The sequence below is a fragment of the Bacillus cereus group sp. BfR-BA-01356 genome (assembly GCF_022663635.1).
In the GTDB taxonomy this organism is placed as follows: Bacteria; Bacillota; Bacilli; order Bacillales; family Bacillaceae_G; genus Bacillus_A; species Bacillus_A cereus.
The window spans coordinates 1-24,427 of sequence record NZ_JAKUFX010000059.1 but is presented as its reverse complement, the minus strand read 5'-3'; the positions used below and the strand labels follow the sequence as shown (position 1 = coordinate 24,427).

Here is a 24,427-nt window from a genome sequence, read left to right as displayed (position 1 = left end):
TGCTGAACTCTAACTTTTGTATTGTACCACAATTCTCTCATTAAGCAGTACTTCACTCTATTTTTCTTTTAAGGGAAAACATGCTATTCTTTTAGGCAGGAAATGTAGAAAATGAGGTCGATATATTATGCATTATGATGTTATTGTCATCGGCGGCGGTCCTTCTGGGCTAATGGCTGCAATTGGTGCTGCAGAAGAAGGCGCAAATGTCTTACTTCTTGATAAAGGAAATAAACTTGGGCGTAAACTTGCAATTTCTGGTGGCGGACGCTGTAACGTAACGAACCGTCTACCACTTGATGAAATTGTTAAACATATACCAGGAAACGGTCGCTTCTTATACAGCGCTTTTTCTATTTTTAATAATGAAGATATTATTACATTCTTCGAAAATCTCGGTGTTAAATTGAAAGAAGAAGACCACGGTCGCATGTTCCCTGTGTCAAACAAAGCACAATCTGTTGTAGACGCACTTTTAACACGATTAAAAGACTTAGGTGTAAAAATTCGTACAAATACGCCTGTTGAAACGATTGAATATGAAAATGGTCAAACAAAAGCAGTTATACTGCAAACAGGCGAAGTGTTAGAAACAAATCACGTCGTTATCGCTGTTGGCGGAAAATCAGTTCCTCAAACTGGATCTACTGGAGACGGATATGCTTGGGCTGAAAAAGCGGGTCATACAATCACAGAATTATTCCCAACAGAAGTACCTATCCTTTCAAACGAGCCGTTTATACGTGACCGCTCATTACAAGGTCTTGCTTTACGTGATATAAACTTAAGTGTATTAAACCCGAAAGGAAAAGCTATCATTTCTCACAAAATGGACATGCTCTTCACTCATTTCGGCCTATCTGGACCTGCTGCTCTTCGCTGTAGCCAATTCGTCGTGAAAGCACTGAAAAAGTTTAAAACGAATACAATACAAATGAGTATTGATGCATTGCCAGAGGAAAATAGTGAGCAACTGTTTCAGCGCATGCTGAAACAAATGAAAGAAGATCCAAAAAAAGGAATTAAAAACGTTTTAAAAGGTTATGTTCCTGAACGTTACTTCCTATTCTTATTAGAAAAAAATGAAATTGACGGCAGCGAACAAGCTGGACAAGTTTCTCACGAAAAGATTCGTGCACTTGTGAAAGACTTTAAAGAGTTTACTGTGAATGTAAATGGTACGCAGTCAATTGAAAAAGCATTCGTTACTGGCGGCGGTGTATCCGTGAAAGAAATTAATCCGAAAGAAATGTCTTCTAAATTTACGAACGGCTTATATTTCTGCGGAGAAGTTCTTGATATTCATGGTTATACTGGTGGCTATAATATTACATCAGCCCTTGTTACTGGTAGAATTGCCGGAACGACAGCTGGAGAAAACGCGAAAATGCAGTATTAAAAAAAAGAAACAGGGATTCCTGTTTCTTTTTTTATAGGTACATGAAATTATATGAGCGATTCTGCAACTTATATCGGCGATTTCCCAAATATATCGACTTACCGACAAGAAACGACAAATATAGGCTCCACTTAACTTTCCATTGCTTTTTTGTTGCTTTATATACCTTAGTACCTTTATATTTTATATTGTTGAATATTTAAAAAAGGGTAAGGGGAAAAACAAATGAGAAAAAAAGTCATGATGTCTTTAATGTTAATGACGTTTCTTTCTGCGGTAGAAGGAACGATTGTTAGTACAGCAATCCCTCGTATAACGAGTGATTTGTCAGGCGTCGAACTTGTTAGTTGGGTATATGCAATTTATATGCTTGCAACAGCTGTTTCGACTCCAATATACGGAAAGCTCGCTGATTTATTTGGCCGTAAAAAAGTTTTACTGATCGGAGCTACAATCTTTTTAGTCGGTTCTGCACTTTGCGGAGTCGTTACATCGATGGAACAATTAATCTTCTTCCGCGCGCTTCAAGGTATCGGTGCTGGTGCTGTTATGCCAATCACAATGACGATTATTGGAGACTTATATAGCGAAGCGAAAGACCGCGCGAAAGCACAAGGTTGGATGAGTGCCGTTTGGGGTGTATCCGGTGTTATCGGACCGTTAGTAGGTGGATTTTTAGTTGATTCCCTTTCTTGGCGCTATATTTTCTTCCTAAACGTGCCATTCGGAATTATTGCTTGCTTAATGATTGCAATTTACTACAAAGAATCTATTAAACCTGCTAAGCATCATATCGATTATCTTGGCGCAACAGTCTTCTCATTAAGTACAATCGCTCTACTATATGCATTATTAACAGGTAGCAGTAAGCAAAACTGGGGAGACATGACAATTATCGGCCTATTAATCTTTGCCGCTATTTCATTTATTATTTTCTTATTCATCGAGAAGAAATCTCCGGAACCATTAATTCCGCTAGCACTTTTCTCTAACCGTACATTATCTACGATAAATATATTAACTCTTATTGCTGGCGCAATGATTATTAGTATTACAATGTACCTTCCAATTTGGAGCCAAGGTGTATTAGGGAAAAACGCTACAGAAGCTGGACTTATTTTAATGCCAATTCCTGTTATGTGGACATTTGGCGCTATTTTCTCTGGTAACTTAGTAGGCAAATTAAAAACGAAACAAATCATTTTACTTGGAGCTAGCATTTTATCAGTCGCTACGTTCTTATTATTTACACTATCAACAAATTCACCATCGTTCCTTATTTATGTAGCAGTCGGATTATTCGGCTTAGGCATGGGGCTTGTGACACCGATTTACATGGTAACAATTCAAGCAGCCGTACCAGCTCATACACGCGGAACAGCTGTTGGTTTAAACACATTTATTAATACATTTAGTCAAACGTTAGGTGCTGCAATATTCGGTACAATCTTCAATACGATGATTCACGCACGTGGTATTAAAAATCTTGATCTTGTATCTGGTGGACATGGCGGTACTACAGCAAACGTAGTAACCGAATCGCAATCTGCATTAGCATCAAGCGTACACGTCATTTATATGAGCACTTTCGTATTAGCAGTATTTACATTAATTATCGCTTGGCTTTTATTAAAGCCAGCTACACAAACAAGTGAGCAACAATAAAAAAGGATGACCATTTTGGTCATCCTTTTTTATTCTTCATTCTCCACAATATGTTTCAGCATGGATAATTTATTATCCCAAAAACGTTCATAATACGAGAGCCATTGTTGTAATTCTTCTAATGGTTCTGGATGCAAACGATATATCTTCTCTCTTCCGCTTTTTCTTCCACTTACTAAATTCGCTTCTGAAAGAATATGAAGGTGCTTTACAACCGCAGTACGACTCATCGGAAAGTGATCCGTTATTTTGGAAATCGGTAACTCTTTGTCACTTAATAACCGTATTACTTCTCGGCGGGTTGGATCAGCAATTGCTTGAAATACATCATATTTCGCTGCTGACGAGGACACTTAGCCTTCGACAACCTTTTTCAGTTTTTCATTTACAATCGCTACCCAACCACCGCTCATTCTATCGCGAATAATAGAGCTCTTCGCATTTGCTTTCGGAAGAATTTCATCAGGATGTTTCCAGCCGCCGTGAATTAACGTAAATTCTGTTTTGTTATCTCCTAAGTCTTTCAAATCAAATGAAACAACCCAGCCATCTGTATCCCATGAGAAAGATAAATGGTTTGGTTCATCAATTTCTAATACTTTACATGGTGATGGCCCAAATGGTGATTGCACATGAAATTCATGTCCTACCTCTAATACAAAATCATTTGGCATAAACCATGACGCAATCCCTTCTGCAGTTGATACTACACTCCATACCTTTTGAATAGACGCGTTAAAAACGATTGTTTGTTTAATATCATTTAATGTATTTTGTTGTTCCATTTTCATTCTCCTTTACTCGGCGTTATAACATAACACCTTTTGGTTATACTTTGATAATATAACACCTTTTAGTTTCATGTCAACGCTAATCCTTTTACTGTTGAGAAATTCTCAACATTTTTTCAACAGGACAAACACCCTCTTAGCATTTCCTCATAATATACTCACAAAGGCAATACAAAATAAAAACTTCTCTCAACATGAAACTCCATCATTCATATTGAAAGAAGCGCCTTACTTATATCATGCGTACTTCGTCTCTCCTCCTTCCCTCAAGGGACAATACGCGAGATATGACAAAGTCAGAAGGAATATGCCCACCATTTGAGTAGGTAGTTATTTCTCTTCTCCTCAACATTTCCTCAGGAGCGAAATGACTACCGACTCACTTTTTTCAAACAAAAATAAAAAGGGGATGAAAGCGATGTTCTATTGCATTAACTGCTCTGATATTCATCATGAAAAACATCCAAATGATAAAGTATTCAAAAACGGTTTTTATATTGATCCATTTTTAGGTGATCGTTATCACCTTGGTATGTGTAAAGATGCCCAAAACCATGAAACAGGGGAGCCTCTTTTAACGACAAAGAAATTAGGCACAACCCAATCTATTATGAACGTATTACCGACACATGTTGTCCCAACATAAAACATAAAAAAGAGCTGGGTGAGCCAGCTCTTTTTTATGCTTTATAAACAATCATTGCTGAAAAACAATAAATTTGGTTTTCATCGTCGTTAATAGAAACACCAACTTGATACTTAATATCTACAAAGTTGCTATCATCAATCTTTTTCAAAAACACATTCACAGCGTCTTCTAAGTCTTTTTCGTGACTTTCATCAAAAACTTTCACACGAATCATGTTAACACCATCCTAGATCGCAGCCCTCCGCCGCTTGATTATTGCCACGGTGCGTATCTATGATGCGATAAAACTTTCCATTCTCATATATATATCCGTCTTCTAACACATATTTTTTATCTTCAGTATAGACATAAAACTTACCTATCATAAATTTACTCGTATATAATTCCAAATAATTTGGTCTAAATTTAGCTACAACTTTATTTGTAATATCAATTTTTATTGTGCGCCCCACCTTCTCTCCCTCCTTTGCAAAGAACGGATTTAGGTATATTGTATTAGCGCTTTTACATTTTATGCTTAAAAATAAGTGGATATGCCTTCTTTCTTCACCTGTACTATTTTTCTAAAAAAATCACTATAAATAAAACCCGAAAAAATACAAAAAAAGCACTTTATCTTATTGACTCGAATATAAATATTATGTTATTATATAAAATTTGACATTTTTACATACGTATGTTATCATTAAAAGTGGTTACCACATATGGAGGTGGATGATTTGTTTCAAATTGGTGATAAAATCGTTTATCCAATGCACGGTGCAGGAATCATCGAAGCAATTGAAGAGAAAGAAATATTAGGCACTTCACGTCAATATTGTGTGATACGCATCATTAGTAAAGATATGCAAGTAATGCTTCCGATGGATCAATTAAAAAAATCAGGTATTCGTTATATCGTTGATCGAGGTACGTTAGATGATATACTTCTTGAATTTCAAAACGGGGAGTCAGACACATCACTCTCATGGAAACAAAGATATACAATGAATATGGAAAAAATGAAAAACGGCAATTTACAAGATAGCGCAGAAGTTGTTCGGGATTTACTTCGCCGCAATAAAGAGAGAACTTTAAATGCGAGTGAAAAACAAATGCTAGATAACGCCCGAAAAATGATGATCAGTGAAGTTGCACTCGTACAAAATGTTTCTGAACATCAAGCAACAGAATTTCTTCAAGATACAATTAATCACTAAATTTAAAATAGCTGGCCGCTATTTTTTTTTGTAAAAAAAGGACGAAGAGTTTTATCTCTTCGTCCTTTTATATTACCCACGCCCAGCTTGAAACGATGGATATAACGTCATTCCACCATCTGCAAATAGCGTAATTCCGGTTACGTAACTCGCCTCTGATGAAGCAAGCCAAGTTGCTACTGCTGCGATTTCTTCAGGTTTTCCAATGTAGCCCATAGGTATCATACTTTCTACGTCAGCACGTTTTTTAGGATCAGCAAACTTTTCTGCATTGATTGGCGTATTAATTGCACCTGGTCCTATATTATTTACTCGAATACCTTTTGGCGCATACTCTAGCGCTAACGTTTCTGTCATCAGTTTAATGCCACCCTTACTTGCTGCATAGTGCACAAATAGTGGCCACGGAACTTTCTCATGAACACTAGACATATTAATGACTGACCCTTTAATATCATGTTCTACAAAATATTTAATCGCTTCACGACTTCCTAAAAAAGCACCTGTTAAATTTGTATTAATTACCCTATTCCAATCTTCAAGCGGCATTTCATGCGACGGTACCGCGTTTTCTATCCCTGCATTATTAATCATAACGTCAAGCGTACCAAACTCTTTCACAGCAGATTGAATGAGATTCACAATATCCGATTCGACGGTTACATCACCTTTTACAGCAATCGCTTCGCCGCCTACCTTTTTAATTTCTTCTAACACATCATTCGCTTCTGATTCTCGTGAGCGATAATTAATAACCACTTTCGCTTTTTCCTTAGCAAACCTCACTCCCATCGCTCTTCCAAGACCAGTTGCTGATCCTGTAATAACGACAACTTTCCCTGCTAAATCACTATACATTTCCATACCTCCTTTAACTTTTGGCTATACCTAACATAATTCCGGCTGCGATAATAAAAACAATACCGACAACGATACCCGTTAATTGACGTTTCGTTTTCTTTTCACCTAATATAAGGATCCCACCAAGCGTGGAAATAATAATTCCCATTTGCGATAGCGAGAAACTTGTTGCTACTCCAACACGCGGCTGCGAAATGAATAAAAACATATTTCCAGCTGCCCAAATTAATCCTGGAATAATATTTCGAATTGCATATTTATTAAATGGATGATGTTTAAAGGTAAGCAAAATCCCACCTAACACCATACCAACTGCTTGTGGCAACAAAGCTGACCAACCATCTACGTTAAATAGTCTAATCACTACTACGTAAACTAAATAGCCGACTGTTGAAATTAATAAAATTACGATACCTCTTTTAAAGTTTGCTGCTTGTTCTGCATTCTTTTCTTCTTCACTTTGAAGCGATGTTAAAATAACACCGATAATAATACAAACGAGCGCTAAAATCCCAAGGACGACCGATATTGTCGTGGACCATTCATGAAATACGATAACGCCAAATAAAGTCGTCGCGACTAATTGAAGTCCTGTTGAAATTGGCATCGTCCTCGAAACACCCATTAAATCAATACTTTTCAATTGATTTGCCTGACCAAGCGCCCAAAATAAACCTGACACAACTCCAACTCCGATAACGGTAGGTGTTAATACTGGCTTCATAAAAATATAAACAACAATTGAGAAAATAAGTGCTCCAAACGTTGTTCCGAGCGTTTGACTATACGGTCCCCCGCCCAGTTTTACATTAAATAGCACAATACTTCCCCAAAATATAGCTGGTAAAATCGCTAAAAATATATCCATCACTCATTACCTTTCTTTACTAAATGCATAGGTTATCACTCTAAGTCATTAGAGTGAGCTTTTATTTTTTCTTTTTCCCGTTCACAAACTTTTTCTGCAATAGCGTCAGAAACATTCTTTTCTCGCTCCACTTTCTTTATCTTTACGTGATCTAAATGGTCTTCCAAAGTAAGCGTAACTTTATCGTTCGGGGGATTATGCGCTCCTTGAAATGTAAGAAATTGTAGCTTCACTTCATACCTAGGAACAAATTCATCTTTCTTGCCGAGACGCTTTATATTTATGACTGAAGCACATTCATATTGATCTTCTGTCACTTGTCTAATAACTGAATAGTACCTATTTGATAATGCACTCTCTAAAAGCTGTTCTCTTGATTCTTTCGCGAAAGAATCACTTGGAGAAGAGAAAAAAGACGCACATAGCATTGTCATAACTACACATATTTTTTTCATAATTCCCTCCTTGTTCTATAGATTAGTGTTCTCAAAACTGCCATAAAAAAACGACTTTCCCTATATAGGAAAGTCGTTTTAATGAATCCAATATTAACCACCGCTCACTGGTGGGATTAGTGCAACAACATCACCAGATTGGACCTTGTCATCTTCATTTGCATATTCTTCATTAATCGCAACCATAATTGGCTCTGAAACTGGTACATTATATTCGTTCGCAACAACATCTTTTAACTGTGCAACCGTAATATTTTCTTTCTCTATTTGTAATTCACTTGTCCCTGCTTCTTCTTGCAAGTGCGCAAATAACAATACTCGAATCATACTTATAGCTCCTTCCCAGGCTCTCCCGCCGGATATGGTGTTTTTTCTAATTGATCACCAATCCATGAGTCACCATCTTCCCAAAACTCCTTTTTCCAAATCGGAACAATTTGTTTTATGCGTTCCATAATATATTCGTTCGCTTCATAAGCCGCTTTACGGTGTGGTGTTGAAACAGCAACAACAACCGCTATATCAGAAATTTGCAACGTACCGATGCGATGTGTAATCGCAACATATGTACCCGGCCATTTCTCTTTCACTTCCAGGCCGATTTTCTCTAGCATCTTTTCTGCCATCGTTTTATAAGCGACATATTCTAAGTATAATGTACGACGCCCTTTCGTAAACTCTCTAACCGTTCCAATAAATGTTGTAACAGCACCGCATTCACGTCGAATTACTTTCTTCGTTACCTCTTCAATCGAGATTTCTGTATCAATTACTTCATAATATGTATTTGTCATTTCGCACTCCTAACCGTTTGTAAAAACCAGTCTATGTACAACTCTTCTTCTGTTATATGAAATACTTTATATTCTTCTCGTATATTTACTGGGACATCATACCACGTAATAACCGCCACTATATTTTCTACTTTATGTAAAAGCTCAGCATCTTCCGCAGAACGAAGTAACACTACTTTCGGGTAGTTCTCTTTTTTATAGCCCTCTATTAAAATTGTATCCACTTTAAAAAACTCATATAAGCGAATAATTTCTTGCAAGGACCATTTCTTTCTTAGTGAAGAAAGTGAAAGTAATCCAGCACCTTCTACACTACTTACGACAGCACCAGCTTTACGGTGTCTTTCGCTATCTTTTTGCGCTACTTCTGGAAAACCTCCGTGCCCGTGATGTTTAATTGTAGCAACTTTCATTTCGCTTTCGGCTAATGCATGCACAATTTTCTCTACAAGTGTCGTTTTTCCGCTATTTTGATACCCTACTATTTGTAAGATTGAAGGGGCTTCGCCCATGGCCACTCACATCCCTCAGAGTGCTCTAACAATAATACGGATACTTTCATTCCGGTCTCAAATCCTCTCGTTCCTCCGGGTAACACGATAAAAGCATTCGCATCTGCAAGTGAAGATACCGCACTCGATTTATCTAAACCAACCGGCATCGCTTGTAACGCCCCATCCACAATTGTTACGTTCGCTCTTACGAAACGAGTAAATGGATTTGGCTTCGGAAAATCTTTTTGTAAAATAGCATCCGCTCTATATACGTGAGGTTCCTTCGCATACAAATACGTTTTTATAATTGGATGCACAAATAATTCAAAGCCTACATAACAAGCAGACGGATTTCCTGATAAACCAAAGAGTAACTTTCCATCAACTTCAGCTACTGTCGTTACACTTCCGGGCCTCATGGCTATCTTATTAAAGAGTACATTTGCCTGTAATCTTTCATAAATAGCTGGTAAGTAGTCATAATCTCCTACTGATACACCGCCTGTTGTAATTAAAATGTCGACCTCATCGATCGCTGATTGAACAGCTGTAAAACATGCATCTAACTCATCCGCGAGTTGACCATAATAACGAACTTTCCCGCCAGCTTTCATAATTTGAGCTGCGATCATATACGAGTTACTATTTCTAATTTTCCCCGGTTCTAACGGCTCATGTACTTCTAATAATTCACTTCCTGTCGTTACAATACCGACAACAGGCTGTTTTACAACTTTCACCGTGCTATATCCAAACGTTGCTAGTAAGGCCGCAACACCTGGATTAATTGCAACACCTTTCTTAACGAGAACTTGATTTTGTTTTATATCTTCTCCTTTAAACGACACATTGTCACCGTTATTAAAAGGGCGTTTTAACTTCATATATGTTTTCCCGTTCTTCTCAAACCCTTCTGTCAGCTCTAGCATTACGACTGCATTGCAATCTTCTGGAATAGCTGCTCCTGTCATAATGCGAATTGCTTCAAAAGCTCCTACTTCCTCTAAAAAAACGGAACCCGCCCCGATTTCTCCTATTACTTCAAATTCAACTGGATTCTCTTGAGTTGCTTCTTTCGTATCTTCTGCTCGAATGGCGAAACCATCGTAAGGGGAACGATCAAAATGAGGAACGTCATGATCTGAGACAACATCTTCCCCGAGAATTCTCCCGTAACTTTCCGTAATAGAAATTTCTTCTACTTCACCATGCTTCGCATATTTCATTACCCATTCTACTGCCTTAGCAACTTGAATTGGAATTCGTTTTTCTACCATCGTTTCTCACCTCATATTTGCAATTTTTTTTATCTCGATTAAACTTTATATATTCAATAGAAATTACTTCAAGGAGGAATTCCATGTCTTCATTTACACATTTCAATGACCAAGGACGCGCAAAAATGGTTGATATAAGCGACAAAAAAGCAACCGTTCGAACAGCAATTGCGTGCTCTAGCATTGTCGTTACGAAAGAAATTTACGATAAAATCTCTCACAATGAAATTGGGAAAGGTGACGTATTAGCAGTTGCGCAAATCGCAGGCATTATGGCCGCGAAACGTACTTCTGATATTATCCCAATGTGCCATCCTTTATTATTAAAAGGTGTTGACGTTTCTTTCGATTGGAAACAATCAGAAGAACAATATCGTTTACTCATTGAAGTAAAAGTTAAAACAGAAGGTAGCACCGGTGTTGAAATGGAAGCTTTAACAGCTGCTTCCGCTACCGCTCTTACTGTGTATGATATGTGTAAAGCTGTCGATAAAGGTATGATTATCGGCGAAACGTACTTACTTGAAAAAACAGGTGGAAAAAGTGGAGATTATACGAGAAATTCATAATCCTCTCTCCGTTGAGCCTAAAGGGTTTCCTTTAGGTTCAACCTATATATCTTGCATATAAACTTTTCGCTACATTCATATCATTCGTCCCATGAATGAACGCCCTGCCATCTGTAAATAAAACAAAACGATATTCTTCTACCGGAAATGATAATAAATAAGGTGTCGCCTTTATCTCTACGCTTCTTTGTAAGCGTTTTTTAATTTCTTCTAAATTAAAATTCTTCCGCACACCCGGGCGAATTTGTACTGTATTCCGCCCACATAACACTTCTGTTTTCGTTTGTCCTTCAAATGTTAAACTCGGATATGTACGTAACCTTCCGCAAGATAAACAAGTATCTTTTTTCTGCCTATTCACTTTAAATGCCATCTGTTGATTATTCCAAAGATCAAACGATAACATCGTTTCACGAAGCGCACCAAAGTCTTCTACTAATATTTTCAGCGCTTCCGTAATTTGATGCGCAACTACTAATTGTACTGCCGGTTGTATAATACCAGCTGTGTCACATGTTGCACCGCTCGCTGGATGCTCCATTAAACAGCGAAAACACGGTGTTTTCCCTGGTAAAATTGTATACGTTACTCCGTAGCTTCCGACACACCCACCATATATCCACGGAATATTATACTTTTGTGAAATATCATTAATAAGAAGACGCGTTTCAAAATTATCTGTCGCATCTAATATTAAATCTACATCATTCACTAATTCTTCCATTTCTTGCACCGTTACATCCGTCACAACAGGAGTTATTTCCACCTCAGAATTAATCGCTCTTAAATGCTCTGCTGCCGCTACCGCCTTCGGTTTATACTGCTTTGCATCTTCTTCTGTATATAGTTGTTGTCTTTGTAAATTACTCCATTCTACATAATCACGGTCAGCAATCGTTACTTTTCCAACACCTGCTCTAACAATCGCTTCTGCATTTGCCGCACCGAGAGCACCAGCACCAATAATAAGCACATGCTTCTCTCTTATTTTTCTCTGTCCTTCTTCTCCAACACCAGAAAATAATATTTGTCTTGAATATCGCTCCTGCATGCGATAGCCCCCTTTCTTATCCTCCTATATAAGACATTTCGATTTTCGGACGATTTTTTGCACTTTCTTCTGTTCGTTCATCCGAATACCTATCTTTTCTATTCATCCATACATCTTGTATAACACTTAATAACTCCTCATCCGAAAGATTTCCTCTAAGAAGTTCTCTTACATCCAAACCCTCTGTCGCAAATAAGCACGTATAAAACTTTCCATCTGCCGAAATTCTCGCCCTCGTACAAGAGACACAAAATGACTCAGAAACAGATGTAATAAAACCAACTTCAACATTTGTTCCAACGTACCGATATCGCTTCGCAACTTCACCAAAGTAATGCGCTTCGGCTGGCTCAAGTGGATACATCTTATGAATCATCTCAATCAATTCTCGTTTTGTAACGACTTGATTAAAATTCCACCCATTTGTACTACCAACATCCATAAACTCAATAAACCGAAGCGTGATTCCTTGCTCTTTAAAATACGCAGCCATCGGAAGTACTTGATGATCGTTCATCCCTTTTTTTACAACCATATTTACCTTTACTTCCAGCCCCGCCTCTTTAGCTGCTATAATTCCCTTAATTACCGGTTTTGTATTAATATTTCGACCATTAATATTCTTAAATATGTCGTCATCTATTGCATCTAAACTAACATTCACTCTATGTAATCCAGCTTCTTTTAATGCCTTCGCTTGTTTCGTTAAATGTACAGCATTTGTCGTTAACCCTATATCTATTAGCCCATCAATTTTCACAAGACGTGCAATAAGTTTTGTTAAATCTTTACGAAGTAGTGGCTCACCGCCAGTAATTCTAATTTTTCGTACACCGATGTTAACAAATAATTTTGCCAAACGCTCAATTTCATCAAAGGTTAGTAAAAACTCATCTTTCAAAAAAGCATAATCTGGCCCAAATATTTCCGCTGGCATACAATATGTACATCTAAAATTGCAACGATCAATGACAGATATACGTAAATCTTGAAGTGGGCGTCCAAAAAAATCTTTAACCATCTCCTGCATCGCCACCCTCCCTTTCTGCCAAATTTCTTTCTTTTCATTCTATTATAATATATTTTCGAACTGCGATGTTTTTGCTCAAGAGAATAAAGTGAAACTTTAAATAATTAGAGGGGAGCCACTCCCCTGGTTAACGAGGTTTACTTACAAATACAAAGATAAAAAAACCTTGAAACATAAAAGTTTCAAGGTTTTCTGCTTATTAACTTAATCTAATAATAGTTAGGGTAGCCCCTGGCGTTGCTGTAGATAATGTAGCTACTGCAACTACTCCAAATAACTGTAAGCTAACAGCAGCTCCAGCAGGCAAGTTAGCGATTATTGTTGCACTAAATGAACCAGTAGCCACTGTCGGGGCATTTATCGTTCCCGCAAGCGGACTGCCATTTACAGTTATACGAGAACTTACAAGTAAACCTGCCGTTAAATTAATTGTATAGGCTATATAATAGTTTCCTGCATTCGCAACTGTAAATACAGTATTTCCACCACTAACGGTTATTCCTGGGCCAATATTTTGATTGTTCGGTAACGGTACGTTCGTACCCCCTAATAAAACGGAAATAGCGGTTCCTGATGTATTATTCGCAAACGCATACGTTGCAGTTGTACTAACTCCAGTCGCCCCGGTCGCTCCAGTGGCTCCAGCTCCGGTTGGACCTGTATCTCCAGTTGGACCTTGTGAACCGGTTGCTCCTGTAGCTCCCGTTGGACCTTGAATTCCTTGCGAGCCTTGAATTCCTTGTGGACCTGTCGCTCCGGTTGCTCCTGTAGCTCCAGTTGGACCTTGAATTCCTTGTGGGCCGGTTGGACCTATGTCGCCTTGTGGGCCTTGAATTCCTTGGGGACCTTGTGCTCCAGTTGCCCCCGTTACTCCTTGTATTCCTTGTGGACCTTGAATACCCTGTGGACCGGTTGGACCTATCTCTCCTTGAACACCTTGGATTCCTTGTGGACCCTGTAAACCCGTCACTCCGGTTGCTCCCGTTGCTCCTGTTGCTCCTGTCACTCCAGTTGAGCCTGTCGCCCCGGTATCTCCTGTTACTCCTGTCGCACCTGTTGCTCCTGTCGGGCCAGGTGGTCCACCTGATGGACCTGTCACTCCTGCCGGACCTGATGGCCCCGTTGGGCCGGTCGGTCCTGCTGGGCCTCCTGACGGGCCTGTCACCCCTGTTGGACCGGTTACTCCTGTTGGACCGGTTGATCCTTCTCCCGTCGCTCCGGTTGATCCCGTTTCTCCTGTTGCTCCCGTCGGACCTTGCACTCCTTGAATTCCTTGTGGTCCCTGCACTCCTTGTGCTCCTGTTGCTCCTTGAATCCCTTGTATACCTTGCACTCCTTGTGCGCCCATCGGACCTGTTGGACCAATCGCCCCTTGTATACCTTGCACTCCTTGGGGCCCCTCTGGACCTGTTGCTCCTATTTCCCCTTGTATCCCTTGAATTCCAGTTGCTCCTTGTGCTCCTGTTGCTCCCGTTATCCCTTGCACACCTTGTATTCCCTGTATTCCTTGTGGACCTTGTGGGCCTGTTGCTCCTACCGGTCCTTGAATGCCTTGTATCCCTTGAGGACCCTCAGGACCCGTTGCTCCAACTGGCCCTGGCACACCTTGTATTCCTTGCGGGCCCTGCAGTCCCTCTGGGCCTTCTGGACCTGTTGGACCTATCTCTCCTTGTATCCCTTGGATTCCAGTTGGACCTTGTGGCCCAGTCGGACCTATGTCACCTTGCGGACCTTGGATTCCCTGTGGGCCTTGTGCTCCTGTTCCCCCTGTCGCTCCTTGGATTCCTTGAGAACCTTGTGGGCCTTGAATTCCTTGTGGGCCTGTTGGACCTATGTCGCCTTGTGGGCCTTGAATCCCTTGCGGACCTTGATCTCCAGTGGCCCCCGTTACTCCTTGAATTCCTTGGGGACCTTGAACACCTTGGGGACCCGTCGGACCTATCTCTCCCTGCACACCTTGGATTCCTTGCGGACCTTGTAAACCCGTCACTCCGGTTGCTCCCGTTTCTCCTGTCGCTCCTGTCACTCCAGTTGAGCCCGTCGCCCCGGTATCCCCTGTTACTCCTGTCGCCCCAGTTGCTCCTGTCGGGCCAGGTGGTCCACCAGATGGACCAGTTACTCCCGCCGGACCTGATGGCCCCGTTGGGCCGGTCGGTCCTGCTGGTCCTCCAGACGGGCCTGTTACCCCTGTTGGACCAGTTACTCCTGTTGGGCCTGTAGTGCCTTCCCCTGTCGCCCCAGTTGCTCCCATATCTCCTGTTGCCCCCGTCGGACCTTGGATTCCTTGAATTCCTTGTGGACCTTGCACTCCTTGTGCACCCGTCGCTCCTTGAATTCCTTGTACTCCTTGCACTCCTTGTGGCCCCATCGGACCGGTTGGACCAATCGCCCCTTGAGCACCTTGCACTCCTTGTGGCCCCTCTGGACCCGTTGCTCCTATTTCCCCTTGTATCCCTTGAATTCCAGTTGCTCCTTGTACTCCTGTTGCTCCCGTTATCCCTTGCACACCTTGTATTCCCTGAATTCCTTGTGGGCCTTGTGGGCCTGTTGCTCCTACCGGTCCTTGAATGCCTTGTATCCCCTGGGGACCCTCTGGACCCGTCGCTCCAACTGGCCCTGGCACACCTTGTATTCCTTGCGGGCCCTGCAGTCCCTCTGGGCCTTCTGGACCTGTTGGTCCTATATCACCCATCGGACCTTGTATCCCTTGAACTCCCTGTGGCCCTGTTTCTCCTGATGGCCCTGGTACTCCTTGTATACCTTGTGGACCTTGATCTCCTGTGGCCCCTGTTACCCCTTGTGGCCCTATAACCCCCTGTATACCTTGTGGACCTTGATCTCCTGTTGCTCCCGTTGCCCCTTGAATACCTTGAACTCCTTGTATTCCTTGTTCACCAGTTACTCCCGTCGGACCAGGAATACCTTGAATACCCTGCGAACCTTCTGGACCTGTTGGCCCAATTGGTCCTTGAATCCCTTGGATTCCTTGCAAGCCCTGTGCTCCCGTACTTCCAGTCGGACCTGTACTTCCCGTTGCTCCTGTTACCCCTGTACTTCCTGTAGCCCCAGTATTCCCCGTTGCTCCAGTCGCACCTGTACTTCCACTCGGTCCGCCACCCGGACCTGTCGCACCAGTCGGCCCCGTCGGACCAGGAGGTCCTCCAGATGGTCCAGTTATTCCAGTTGGACCTGTTATCCCAGTCGGTCCTGTTATTCCTTGACCAGTTGCTCCAGTCGCTCCGGTTGCACCTGTATTTCCACTCGGTCCTTGTGTTCCTTGTATCCCTTGTGCTCCTTGTATTCCTTGTGGACCAGTTGCACCCGGTAACCCTTGGACGCCTTGAATTCCTTGAGATCCCTCAGGTCCCGTCGCTCCAATTGGCCCCTGTAATCCCTGTATCCCTTGTATACCTTGTGCCCCAGTCGCTCCCGTTGGACCAATCGGACCTTGTAACCCTTGCACACCTTGAGGTCCTGTCGCTCCAGTTTCTCCTTGTGGTCCTCTCAATCCTTGTGGCCCCTGCTGTCCTTCTGGTCCAGTTGCACCTATTGGACCAACTGATCCTTGTATCCCTTGCACACCTTGAGGTCCTGTCGGGCCCATCTCCCCCATCGGACCTTGTAATCCTCTTGGTCCTTGAGGTCCTGTTGGGCCTTGTGGACCGGTTGGACCAGTAATCCCTATACCTGTAAATCCAGTTGGAACAGGGGGGAAAGTAGGCCCAATAAGTTCTGGTGGAATTCTAAAATTAGAGCTTAACGAATTTTGCTTCCGATTATTATCACGATTCTTCACACTTTCACCACCTACAAACCGTCTTTTTCATAATAAATAAGCCTCTTCTTAATCTATTTACAAAAATAATTTCCAAGACTATTTTTATTTTAAATAATAAAAACTCCCTTAATTCCTTAAGGGAGTCCTGCAATTGAATCCATATTATCTGTATTAGGGACAGCTTGTGCTATACCCGATGCATTTACACTTTGCCCCATATTTGTTCCTGTTACAGTACCAGCAGGAGTGCCTCTTGTATATGTTGTTGTGACAGAATCTCCTGGTTGTAAACAAAGCTTTGTCTCCGTCCCTATTACTGTAACAACATCAATCCAAGTGCATCCCATCGAACCACTGTATGATTTCGAAGCAGTAAATGAAGTATCACTCAAATTATCACCGGTAAATATATTTCCAGTATTATTAACAATAACAAATTCTTTTATATGCGCAGGCATAATTACACTCTACCTTTCCTTTATGAACCTAACGTACGTGTACTTGTTGCCAAAGGCGGAAGAAATACCGATGTTCTAATCACCGCTTCTGGCTGCCTTTTTCCATTTAAAAAAATAGCCGCACTCGATCCTCCAGCACCTGCATATACTTTTGCCACAGCTAAAGGCGAGATATCATAACAGTCACCGACATTAACAGCGCCTGTATTATTAATAATTTTCACTTTACGCAAATTAATTCCCATTTCCCCCTCCTCCTTTTTTATACTGTATGCAAAAGAAAAAAACTTGAAACAGACTCGTTTCAAGTTTTTAACTATTAACTATTTCGTTTCACCTTCATATTGAAGCATACCGCCAACCATGTTCACTGTTTTAAACCCTTGCTCATTTAAATAATGACATACATTTTCACTGCGCATTCCTGAACGACAAATAAAGATATATTCATTCTCTTTATTAAAGAAATCTACTTTATGTGGGATATCGCCCATTTTAATATGTACAGCTTCTGGAATCTTTCCTGCCGCTACTTCTTCATCTTCTCTTACGTCTACTAGAAATAACGTTTCTCCATTTTCTAAACGCTCTTGTACCTCTTCTGTAGTAATTGTTTTAACTTCTGTCATATGTAGTTCCTCCTTATATACAATAAAACCTTTAGTTTCTTTTTCACAAACATTCTCTACCAATTTTAGCACGCAAAAGAAAGAACGCAAAGTATCGAAAAACTATTTCTCAATTTTCTCGCAAAACTTATTCTTTACAAACATAACTCTTGCATTGTATCCTCAATATACTTGTCTTATGAAAGGAGCCAATGAAAATGACACTTTCCCTTTTCATAATGGGCATCATTTTCTTAATCGCTGCAATTATTACTCTTAGTATGAAAAATACTAAAAAAATAAAATCACCCCAAGAAATGTCATTCTTATTTCTATTGCTTAGTATCGCATTCTTCGGTATAGCAATTGCCACATATATTTTCCGTCTACAAATCATGTGAAAAAAGGTGCCTACTACAAACATTGCACCTTTTCCCCATCATTTGTCTTCTAAACAAAACTAGATACTTTCCGATTTAAAAATTCATAAACTTTCTTTTCAAATAAATGAATATCAAATGCTCCCGCCATATGCCCATTTATACTTTCTATCTCATACACTTCCGCATACTTCCCTTGTTTTTGCAAAATATCTACCATTTTATAGTTGTAACGAGACGGCTGAAGCAAATCTTGTTTACATGGAATCATAAGTACATTCGCTTCTATGTTAGAAAGAGATTCTTCTAGTGAAGAAAACCCATGTGCAATATCATGCAATAAAACTGCCTTTGCAGTATACATCCATGAATTTGCATCTACTAACTCTATACTTGTATATGTCGCTTTATTTATTTCTTTTTCAAATGATGTTAGTGTAGAAAACTTTTCATAAGGTTCTACCTCTATACTGTTACGAGGAAATGCCATTTCATAAAAATACTCATCAAACGCGTTCATAAACATCATTCTATTTGCTAAATGAAGCCCCTTTATCGGCTGCTCTTCTCCATATTTTCCATCTTTCCAACTTGGATCCAGTTGAATTGCTTCAATCGCATTTTGCGCTACATTTACTGACGTAATAATTGGATTTTGTGGGTTCGTAATAACGCCAATCATCCGCTCTACCATATGTGGATAGTGAACCGCCCATTGTTGTGCAATCATTCCCCCTGCCGACGGTCCAATTACAGCGTGTAACCTTGAAATTCCCATACCTTTTATTAACTCATATTGCATACGAGCTACATCAAGAAATGTAAAAACCGGAAAATCCATAGCATATTCTTCTCCAGTTTCTGGATTAATCGATTTCGGTCCTGTTGTAATCACATATGGATTTCTCACCTGCACATTACAAAGATTATCTGTACATATAACAAAATACTTATTTGTATCAATTGCTTTTCCAGCTCCAATGAGCCCATCCCACCAACCAGACTCCTCATCATGCACTGTATATTTTCCTGCCGCATGACTTGTTGCACTAAAATAATGACAAACCAAAATCACATTTGACCTTTCTCTATTTAAAGTGCCATATGTCTCGTATCCTATTTGAACAGGAATTTCCCTGCCATTTTCAAACGTAAACTCTTTTAAAACAAACTTCTCCTTTTTTACAATTTGCACAGACTCTTCCTCTCCCCGTTATAGTATGAACTGCTTACTAAAGATTTTTTTCTATGCAAACTAATCTCCTTCTTCTTTTCATAAATAAATGAATAATATACAAAATTAGCCACAAAATAGCACTATATTACAAGATTAAAGAGGGCATACACATGATTTGGAATTGGCTACGTAAGAAAAAAAAATCAAATAAACTAGAAGCAAACGAAACAGATAATCAGGAGCAGCATTCTAACAATGAAGAGGATGATAACAAAGAACAGACTAGAAGTATGAAACATAATAAAGGTAAAAATAACGAGCAAAAAGATTCTTCTCAGGATAAGCAACAAAGTGCTAAACAAGAGGATTCCTCTCAGGATAAGCAGCAAATTTCTAAACAAGATGACTCTTCTCAGGATAAGCAGCAAATTTCTAAACAGGAGGATTCCTCTCAGGATAAGCAGCAAAGCGCTAAACAAGAGGACTCTTCTCAGGATAAGCAACAAAACTCTAAACAGGAGGATTCCTCTCAAGATAAACAACAAGGTGCTAAACAAGAGGATTCCTCTCAGGATAAGCAGCAAAGTGCTAAACAAGAGGACTCTTCTCAGGATAAGCAACAAAACTCTAAACAGGAGGATTCCTCTCAAGATAAACAACAAAGTGCTAAACAAGAGGACTCTTCTCAGGATAAGCAACAAAACTCTAAACAGGAGGATTCCTCTCAAGATAAGCAACAAAGTACTAAACAAGAGGATTCCTCTCAAGATAAACAACAAGGTGCTAAACAAGGTGATTCGTCTCAAGATAAACAACAAAACGCTAAGCAAGATGAACCTTCTCAAAGTAAGCAACAAAACTCTAAAGGTAATAGTATTTATGATTTTACGAAACCAGAAAAAGACCGTATCCATTCTTTACAAAATTTAATAGAGAAGCTGAAAAAATCTAGTGATTTTGTGAATTATCATACATCCGACGATGAAACGATGCCTTATTGGATTTCTTACTATCGTCCTTCACTTGATGGAGAGAAATTACAAAAATATTTAATGCCTACTCTTTTGGAACGACCTAATGCTTCACTAGAAGAGCTGAAAGAACATATTCCAATGAGCGGCATTACAATTACGAACGACTTACAAAAAATTGAGGATATGGTTTTAAAGGGGCATGCGATTATTCAATTGAATCAGCAAGATCAAAAATGTATGCTTGCAAACATTGCAATTGATAATTATCGTGCACCAACCCCTCCTTTAAACGAATCAACTGTTATTGGTCCGCAAGAAGGTTTCGTAGAGGATATTGATACAAACATTAATTTAGTTCGAAAACGTCTTCCTGTTTTAGATTTACAAACAAAAGAAATGATTATTGGCGAGTTTTCAAAAACAAAAGTTGTCATGATGTATTTAGACAACCTTGCTGAAAAAGATAATGTAGATTTTCTAGAAGAGTCATTACGCGCTCTTGAATATGATCAAATTAATGATAGTGCTTATTTACAAGAATTAATGGGTGAAAAATCGATTTTCCCTCTCTATATCAATACAGAACGTACTGATAGAGTTACAAAAGCACTAATTGATGGAAAAATCGCTATTTTTGTTGATGGTTCTCCAAGTGTTTTACTAACACCTGTATCCTATTTCGATTTTTTCATTTCACCAGAAGACTATAACGTCTCCTGGATGTACGCTACATTTTCAAGGATTTTAAGATTAATTGCCGTTCTATTTTCAATTTGCGCTACACCGTTATACGTTGCAGTTTTAAATTATCATTATGAACTTATTCCAAGTGATTTACTTGAAACCTTAATTTTATCAAGAGCACAAGTACCATTCCCACCTTTAATTGAAGCACTCTTTTTAGAACTTGCGATCGACTTACTGAGAGAAGCTGGCGCGAGGTTACCGATGAAAGTTGGTCAAACACTCGGTATTGTAGGCGGTATCGTAATCGGGCAAGCATCTGTACAAGCTGGGTTAACGAGTAACATTTTATTAATTATCGTTGCGCTATCAGCACTCGCTTCCTTTATTACACCTATTTATAAAATGGGTAATGCCGTTCGATTACTACGCTTCCCGTTTCTCATATTTGCAGAAATAGGAGGACTTTTCGGGATTTCTCTTGGATTTATCTTTTTATTTACTCATCTATTTAGACTTACTTCCTTACGTAAGCCGTACGCTTTGTTTTACCCGACAAGGCAACAATCAGTTAAAGATTCTTGGATCCGTTTTCCATTAACAATGATTGATACAAGAGATGTGCAAGCAAGACCACAACATGTAAAAAAAGCAGCGAAAGGAATTTCAACAAAACATAGATCGGATTTTGATGATTAAGAAACGAGGTGCATTGATGAGTAAAGTTCAAGAAAAATATCAAATATCTCCTATCTTTGTTTTCTTCTTAATTCACGGTGCACAGTTTGGTGCTGGAGTTCTTGGATTCGCTCGAATTATCGCAAAAGCTGCTGGATACGACGGCTGGATGGGGGTTATAATTACAGGAATTTTCATCCATATTCTTATATGGATGATGTATGTCTTATTAAAAGAAACAAATGGGAATTTAGTTGATTTACATCGGCAAACATTTGGAAAATGGCTAGGAAATGGCATTAGTATCATCTTTATGGCTTATTTTTTAATCGTTAGTATTTCAGTCATCCGAACATACGTTGAAATTATTCAAGTATGGATGTTTCCTACCGCTTCTACCTTTATGTTAACACTCTTTTTATGCTTAGTTAGCTATTACATTATCTCTTCTGGATTTCGTGTAATTACCGGTATTTGCGTCATCTCTGTTGGTGGTACATTAGGATATTTATTTCTAAGCTTATTCGTTTTGAAATATTCACATTGGGATAATTTACTACCTATATTCACACATTCTTTTTCAGACATTTTAAAATCCGCTCAACTGTCAATCTACAGTATGACCGGTTTTGAGATTTACCTCATGGTGTATCCATTTGTGAAAAAGCCTATGCAATCTCATAAATACGCTCAGCTTGGAGCACTATTTTCAAATCTTCTATATCTATTTAGTACCCTTTTAGCCTTTGCATTTTTTAGTGAGAAGCAATTGTTAAAAACAATATGGGCACAACTTTCTATGACCCAAGTCATTCAATTACCATTTATAGAAAGACTCGAATATATTGCAATTTCAGGCTATGCACTCGTTATTATTTCAAGTTTTATCCTCCCTTTATGGGCGTCAATGAGAGCAACTCATGAAATATTCCGTGTAAAACAAAGGGGTGTTTTAATTGCTTTTATCTTTATCACTCTCATTGTTTCGCAACTTTTAACAAACAGACACGATATTAATAACTTTATTAGTAATGTATCAAAAGTTAGTTTTTGGCTCATTTATGTATACATCTCAATCCTATTTATTATTGTGTGGGTGAAAAGAAAATGGAAAAAATCAAAAGCACAAGCAAATTAATACTTATTTCTTGTATAACATTCTTCAGTCTAATTGGATGTTTACAAAAAAATATTATCGATGATGTACAACTTATTCAAGGAACAGTTTTTGATGTCGCAAAAGATAATAAAGTAAAAGTGACATTCGTTTGTCCCATTCAGAAAAAAGGAAATAAAGTTCAAGTTTTTGAAGGCAGTGCAAATGCGGTAAAACAAGTAAAAGCAGACACATCTTTAGAGTCTTCTCAACCATTTGCTAGCGGACAAATGCGTGTCGCTCTATATACAATAAGGCTTGCCAAAAAAGGAATGTCTACTTCATTCGATACATTACTTCGAGATGTGAATATAGGGAACGCTCTATATGCTGCTTTATTAGATGGGAATGGTACTGAACTTTTAAAAGGCAAATATTCGACTTCATACAACGTTGCCATTTATATAAAAAAATTGCTAGAACATAACATGGAGACCGGACCTTTACCAGCGGATAATCTACATATAGGAGCATTTCGCTATTACCAAGAAGAAAAAGACTACTATATTCCCATTCTAAAGAAGCATGGTGATAAAATAAAAATTACCGGAATTGGCCTTTTTAAAAAAGATAAATATATCGGTAAAATTGCGGAAAAAGATATGTTCATATTTAAAGGACTATTAGAGAAACATAAATTAGATTCACATGAATTTAAAACAGATTCTGCGTACGTCATGATTAATAATATTCGTTCTGTTCCAACTTACGATATAAAAATTAAAAACGGAAAGCCTTCTTTTTTCATTCATGTTCATCTTGATGCACGTATTCAAGAACTATCGAAAGCAATTAACTTGGAAAATAACAAGAACACAAAAAACATTGAAAAAAACGTCCAAAAACAATTGGACATACAGGCTTCCAAATTAATTAAGCAGTTTAAATCTTTAGGCGTCGATCCTCTCGGGCTAGGTGCAAAGTATAAGCAACATTATCGCCCATTCAAATTAGAAGAATGGAGACAAATGTATAAAGATGTTCCGGTTCATATAAAATACACCGTAAATATTACAAATTCTGGTGTAATTGAATGAGAAATGATTGAACTCCTCTCTCCAGCATGATACAACGGAGAGAGGAGTTTTTATTTTAGAGAGAGAGAAGATATTTATGGGGGAGCTTATGTCTAAAAAATTAGTAAAGCCTATTTTAAATGGTATTTTATTTCTCGGTGTCTTTTTATTTGCTCATACATACTTAAAAAATGTTTCCTTCACACGTTACTTGCTTGTCGTTATACCAATGTTACTGGTCGGTATTTTTGGCATCGATCTTATTTCATCCCTTTTAATAAAAAAAGAAGAATAACGAGCGAACATTGGTATTATCCCCTATAGGTAGACAGTAAAAAAGAGTCCATCTGATATGATGGACTCAATACTGTTTTATCTGGAGGGGATTTTTTTATGGCAAGAAAAGGACAATCATT

28 protein-coding genes are annotated in these 24,427 nt (G+C 39.0%); 10 read left to right on the top strand and 18 right to left on the bottom strand.

Going from position 1 to position 24,427, the window contains the following annotated elements; all coding sequences use genetic code 11:
* Positions 1-127: 127 nt before the first annotated feature.
* Together MR168_RS18945 and MR168_RS18940 are read left to right on the top strand one after the other, a co-directional pair.
* The gene (locus MR168_RS18945; protein ID WP_000558859.1) at positions 128-1,399 is read left to right on the top strand and encodes a BaiN/RdsA family NAD(P)/FAD-dependent oxidoreductase; all 1,272 of its coding nucleotides are present in this window, start codon (positions 128-130) and stop codon (positions 1,397-1,399) included.
* Between the two features lie 225 nt (positions 1,400-1,624).
* Complete coding sequence (locus MR168_RS18940) at positions 1,625-3,064, top strand: MDR family MFS transporter (protein WP_001228021.1); 1,440 nt, start codon at positions 1,625-1,627, stop codon at positions 3,062-3,064.
* Between the two features lie 29 nt (positions 3,065-3,093).
* Here MR168_RS18940 and MR168_RS18935 read toward each other — a convergent pair whose 3' ends face one another.
* Both MR168_RS18935 and MR168_RS18930 read right to left on the bottom strand, forming a co-directional pair.
* Positions 3,094-3,417 carry an ArsR/SmtB family transcription factor gene (locus MR168_RS18935; protein ID WP_000098837.1) on the bottom strand — a complete coding sequence of 108 codons (324 nt, stop codon included), beginning with the start codon at positions 3,415-3,417 and terminating at the stop codon, positions 3,094-3,096.
* Positions 3,418-3,849: an SRPBCC family protein gene (locus tag MR168_RS18930; protein ID WP_000437765.1), complete on the bottom strand. Its 432-nt coding sequence runs from the start codon at positions 3,847-3,849 to the stop codon at positions 3,418-3,420. It abuts the gene before it with no gap.
* A gap of 424 nt (positions 3,850-4,273) precedes the next feature.
* On the opposite strand from MR168_RS18930, the gene MR168_RS18925 reads away from it, so the two are divergent.
* Positions 4,274-4,501, top strand: a complete 228-nt coding sequence (locus tag MR168_RS18925; protein WP_000498989.1) for a DUF3973 domain-containing protein — start codon at positions 4,274-4,276, stop codon at positions 4,499-4,501.
* A 34-nt stretch (positions 4,502-4,535) separates the two neighbouring features.
* Here the strand turns inward: MR168_RS18925 and MR168_RS18920 are convergent, their stop codons facing one another.
* Both MR168_RS18920 and MR168_RS18915 read right to left on the bottom strand, forming a co-directional pair.
* Positions 4,536-4,718: a sporulation protein Cse60 gene (locus MR168_RS18920; RefSeq protein WP_000621751.1), complete on the bottom strand. Its 183-nt coding sequence runs from the start codon at positions 4,716-4,718 to the stop codon at positions 4,536-4,538.
* Between the two features lies 1 nt (position 4,719).
* Complete coding sequence (locus tag MR168_RS18915; protein WP_000533804.1) at positions 4,720-4,956, bottom strand: DUF2553 family protein; 237 nt, start codon at positions 4,954-4,956, stop codon at positions 4,720-4,722.
* Between the two features lie 252 nt (positions 4,957-5,208).
* On the opposite strand from MR168_RS18915, the gene MR168_RS18910 reads away from it, so the two are divergent.
* Positions 5,209-5,703 carry a CarD family transcriptional regulator gene (locus MR168_RS18910; protein WP_000451445.1) on the top strand — a complete coding sequence of 165 codons (495 nt, stop codon included), beginning with the start codon at positions 5,209-5,211 and terminating at the stop codon, positions 5,701-5,703.
* A 72-nt stretch (positions 5,704-5,775) separates the two neighbouring features.
* Here the strand turns inward: MR168_RS18910 and MR168_RS18905 are convergent, their stop codons facing one another.
* The 7 genes from MR168_RS18905 to MR168_RS18875 all read right to left on the bottom strand — a co-directional run bounded on the left by MR168_RS18905 (position 5,776) and on the right by MR168_RS18875 (position 10,452).
* Entirely contained in the window at positions 5,776-6,561 is a 786-nt protein-coding gene (locus tag MR168_RS18905; protein ID WP_086411720.1) for a glucose 1-dehydrogenase, read from the bottom strand.
* 13 nt (positions 6,562-6,574) lie between these two features.
* Entirely contained in the window at positions 6,575-7,432 is an 858-nt protein-coding gene (glcU, locus tag MR168_RS18900) for a glucose uptake protein GlcU (RefSeq protein ID WP_000350861.1), read from the bottom strand.
* A gap of 35 nt (positions 7,433-7,467) precedes the next feature.
* A complete protein-coding gene (locus tag MR168_RS18895) occupies positions 7,468-7,887 on the bottom strand; it encodes a DUF3888 domain-containing protein (protein WP_000717684.1) in 420 nt (139 codons plus the stop codon).
* Positions 7,888-7,980: 93 nt separating this feature from the next.
* Positions 7,981-8,214, bottom strand: a complete 234-nt coding sequence (gene moaD, locus MR168_RS18890) for a molybdopterin converting factor subunit 1 (protein WP_000621777.1) — start codon at positions 8,212-8,214, stop codon at positions 7,981-7,983.
* A 2-nt stretch (positions 8,215-8,216) separates the two neighbouring features.
* Positions 8,217-8,681, bottom strand: coding sequence for a molybdopterin synthase catalytic subunit MoaE (gene moaE, locus MR168_RS18885; RefSeq protein WP_000185943.1), 465 nt, complete (start codon positions 8,679-8,681; stop codon positions 8,217-8,219).
* The gene (mobB, locus tag MR168_RS18880) at positions 8,678-9,193 is read right to left on the bottom strand and encodes a molybdopterin-guanine dinucleotide biosynthesis protein B (RefSeq protein ID WP_000503325.1); all 516 of its coding nucleotides are present in this window, start codon (positions 9,191-9,193) and stop codon (positions 8,678-8,680) included. The genes moaE and mobB overlap by 4 nt, the downstream gene beginning before the upstream one ends.
* Positions 9,163-10,452 (bottom strand): molybdopterin molybdotransferase MoeA, encoded by a 1,290-nt coding sequence (locus MR168_RS18875; RefSeq protein ID WP_086411719.1) that lies wholly within the window; start codon positions 10,450-10,452, stop codon positions 9,163-9,165. The genes mobB and MR168_RS18875 overlap by 31 nt, the downstream gene beginning before the upstream one ends.
* Before the next feature lie 83 nt (positions 10,453-10,535).
* Here MR168_RS18875 and moaC point away from each other — a divergent pair, with 83 nt between their 5' ends.
* The gene (moaC, locus tag MR168_RS18870; protein WP_000094146.1) at positions 10,536-11,021 is read left to right on the top strand and encodes a cyclic pyranopterin monophosphate synthase MoaC; all 486 of its coding nucleotides are present in this window, start codon (positions 10,536-10,538) and stop codon (positions 11,019-11,021) included.
* 37 nt (positions 11,022-11,058) lie between these two features.
* Here moaC and MR168_RS18865 read toward each other — a convergent pair whose 3' ends face one another.
* From MR168_RS18865 to MR168_RS18835, 6 genes are all read right to left on the bottom strand, one after another.
* The gene (locus MR168_RS18865) at positions 11,059-12,072 is read right to left on the bottom strand and encodes a molybdopterin-synthase adenylyltransferase MoeB (RefSeq protein WP_001158105.1); all 1,014 of its coding nucleotides are present in this window, start codon (positions 12,070-12,072) and stop codon (positions 11,059-11,061) included.
* A gap of 16 nt (positions 12,073-12,088) precedes the next feature.
* Complete coding sequence (gene moaA, locus MR168_RS18860; protein ID WP_086411718.1) at positions 12,089-13,102, bottom strand: GTP 3',8-cyclase MoaA; 1,014 nt, start codon at positions 13,100-13,102, stop codon at positions 12,089-12,091.
* 199 nt (positions 13,103-13,301) lie between these two features.
* Entirely contained in the window at positions 13,302-16,898 is a 3,597-nt protein-coding gene (locus tag MR168_RS33415; protein ID WP_348980676.1) for a BclA-related collagen-like exosporium protein, read from the bottom strand.
* Positions 16,899-17,014: 116 nt separating this feature from the next.
* Positions 17,015-17,338 carry a hypothetical protein gene (locus tag MR168_RS18845; protein ID WP_001110852.1) on the bottom strand — a complete coding sequence of 108 codons (324 nt, stop codon included), beginning with the start codon at positions 17,336-17,338 and terminating at the stop codon, positions 17,015-17,017.
* A gap of 20 nt (positions 17,339-17,358) precedes the next feature.
* Positions 17,359-17,583, bottom strand: a complete 225-nt coding sequence (locus MR168_RS18840; RefSeq protein WP_000512463.1) for a spore germination protein — start codon at positions 17,581-17,583, stop codon at positions 17,359-17,361.
* 78 nt (positions 17,584-17,661) lie between these two features.
* A complete protein-coding gene (locus tag MR168_RS18835) occupies positions 17,662-17,967 on the bottom strand; it encodes a rhodanese-like domain-containing protein (RefSeq protein ID WP_000141207.1) in 306 nt (101 codons plus the stop codon).
* 197 nt (positions 17,968-18,164) lie between these two features.
* Here MR168_RS18835 and MR168_RS18830 point away from each other — a divergent pair, with 197 nt between their 5' ends.
* Entirely contained in the window at positions 18,165-18,347 is a 183-nt protein-coding gene (locus tag MR168_RS18830) for a hypothetical protein (protein ID WP_000175905.1), read from the top strand.
* A 49-nt stretch (positions 18,348-18,396) separates the two neighbouring features.
* On the opposite strand, the gene MR168_RS18825 is transcribed toward MR168_RS18830, so the two are convergent.
* Complete coding sequence (locus MR168_RS18825; RefSeq protein ID WP_086411716.1) at positions 18,397-19,521, bottom strand: homoserine O-acetyltransferase family protein; 1,125 nt, start codon at positions 19,519-19,521, stop codon at positions 18,397-18,399.
* Between the two features lie 152 nt (positions 19,522-19,673).
* On the opposite strand from MR168_RS18825, the gene MR168_RS18820 reads away from it, so the two are divergent.
* From MR168_RS18820 to MR168_RS18805, 4 genes are all read left to right on the top strand, one after another.
* A complete protein-coding gene (locus MR168_RS18820; protein ID WP_086411715.1) occupies positions 19,674-21,860 on the top strand; it encodes a spore germination protein in 2,187 nt (728 codons plus the stop codon).
* 16 nt (positions 21,861-21,876) lie between these two features.
* Complete coding sequence (locus MR168_RS18815) at positions 21,877-22,977, top strand: spore germination protein (RefSeq protein WP_086411714.1); 1,101 nt, start codon at positions 21,877-21,879, stop codon at positions 22,975-22,977.
* The gene (gene gerHC / locus MR168_RS18810; RefSeq protein ID WP_086411713.1) at positions 22,947-24,032 is read left to right on the top strand and encodes a spore germination protein GerHC; all 1,086 of its coding nucleotides are present in this window, start codon (positions 22,947-22,949) and stop codon (positions 24,030-24,032) included. Before MR168_RS18815 ends, gerHC begins: the two co-directional genes overlap by 31 nt.
* A gap of 88 nt (positions 24,033-24,120) precedes the next feature.
* Positions 24,121-24,306 (top strand): hypothetical protein, encoded by a 186-nt coding sequence (locus MR168_RS18805; protein ID WP_000038781.1) that lies wholly within the window; start codon positions 24,121-24,123, stop codon positions 24,304-24,306.
* The last annotated feature ends 121 nt before the right edge of the window (positions 24,307-24,427 follow it).

Bases quoted from the DNA above. Each gene is read 5' to 3' on its own strand.
- MR168_RS18805 (WP_000038781.1), top strand. From the start codon at position 24,121: ATGTCTAAAAAATTAGTAAAGCCTATTTTAAATGGTATTTTATTTCTC.
- glcU (WP_000350861.1), bottom strand. From the start codon at position 7,432: ATGGATATATTTTTAGCGATTTTACCAGCTATATTTTGGGGAAGTATT.
- moaE (WP_000185943.1), bottom strand. From the start codon at position 8,681: ATGACAAATACATATTATGAAGTAATTGATACAGAAATCTCGATTGAA.
- MR168_RS18845 (WP_001110852.1), bottom strand. From the start codon at position 17,338: ATGCCTGCGCATATAAAAGAATTTGTTATTGTTAATAATACTGGAAAT.
- MR168_RS18865 (WP_001158105.1), bottom strand. From the start codon at position 12,072: ATGCAGGAGCGATATTCAAGACAAATATTATTTTCTGGTGTTGGAGAA.
- MR168_RS18940 (WP_001228021.1), top strand. From the start codon at position 1,625: ATGAGAAAAAAAGTCATGATGTCTTTAATGTTAATGACGTTTCTTTCT.
- moaA (WP_086411718.1), bottom strand. From the start codon at position 13,102: ATGCAGGAGATGGTTAAAGATTTTTTTGGACGCCCACTTCAAGATTTA.
- MR168_RS18920 (WP_000621751.1), bottom strand. From the start codon at position 4,718: ATGATTCGTGTGAAAGTTTTTGATGAAAGTCACGAAAAAGACTTAGAA.
- moaC (WP_000094146.1), top strand. From the start codon at position 10,536: ATGTCTTCATTTACACATTTCAATGACCAAGGACGCGCAAAAATGGTT.
- mobB (WP_000503325.1), bottom strand. From the start codon at position 9,193: ATGGGCGAAGCCCCTTCAATCTTACAAATAGTAGGGTATCAAAATAGC.
- MR168_RS18895 (WP_000717684.1), bottom strand. From the start codon at position 7,887: ATGAAAAAAATATGTGTAGTTATGACAATGCTATGTGCGTCTTTTTTC.
- gerHC (WP_086411713.1), top strand. From the start codon at position 22,947: ATGGAAAAAATCAAAAGCACAAGCAAATTAATACTTATTTCTTGTATA.
- MR168_RS18925 (WP_000498989.1), top strand. From the start codon at position 4,274: ATGTTCTATTGCATTAACTGCTCTGATATTCATCATGAAAAACATCCA.
- MR168_RS18905 (WP_086411720.1), bottom strand. From the start codon at position 6,561: ATGTATAGTGATTTAGCAGGGAAAGTTGTCGTTATTACAGGATCAGCA.
- MR168_RS18835 (WP_000141207.1), bottom strand. From the start codon at position 17,967: ATGACAGAAGTTAAAACAATTACTACAGAAGAGGTACAAGAGCGTTTA.
- MR168_RS18820 (WP_086411715.1), top strand. From the start codon at position 19,674: ATGATTTGGAATTGGCTACGTAAGAAAAAAAAATCAAATAAACTAGAA.
- MR168_RS18945 (WP_000558859.1), top strand. From the start codon at position 128: ATGCATTATGATGTTATTGTCATCGGCGGCGGTCCTTCTGGGCTAATG.
- MR168_RS18830 (WP_000175905.1), top strand. From the start codon at position 18,165: ATGACACTTTCCCTTTTCATAATGGGCATCATTTTCTTAATCGCTGCA.
- MR168_RS18930 (WP_000437765.1), bottom strand. From the start codon at position 3,849: ATGGAACAACAAAATACATTAAATGATATTAAACAAACAATCGTTTTT.
- MR168_RS18815 (WP_086411714.1), top strand. From the start codon at position 21,877: ATGAGTAAAGTTCAAGAAAAATATCAAATATCTCCTATCTTTGTTTTC.
- MR168_RS18840 (WP_000512463.1), bottom strand. From the start codon at position 17,583: ATGGGAATTAATTTGCGTAAAGTGAAAATTATTAATAATACAGGCGCT.
- MR168_RS18875 (WP_086411719.1), bottom strand. From the start codon at position 10,452: ATGGTAGAAAAACGAATTCCAATTCAAGTTGCTAAGGCAGTAGAATGG.
- MR168_RS18910 (WP_000451445.1), top strand. From the start codon at position 5,209: ATGGAGGTGGATGATTTGTTTCAAATTGGTGATAAAATCGTTTATCCA.
- moaD (WP_000621777.1), bottom strand. From the start codon at position 8,214: ATGATTCGAGTATTGTTATTTGCGCACTTGCAAGAAGAAGCAGGGACA.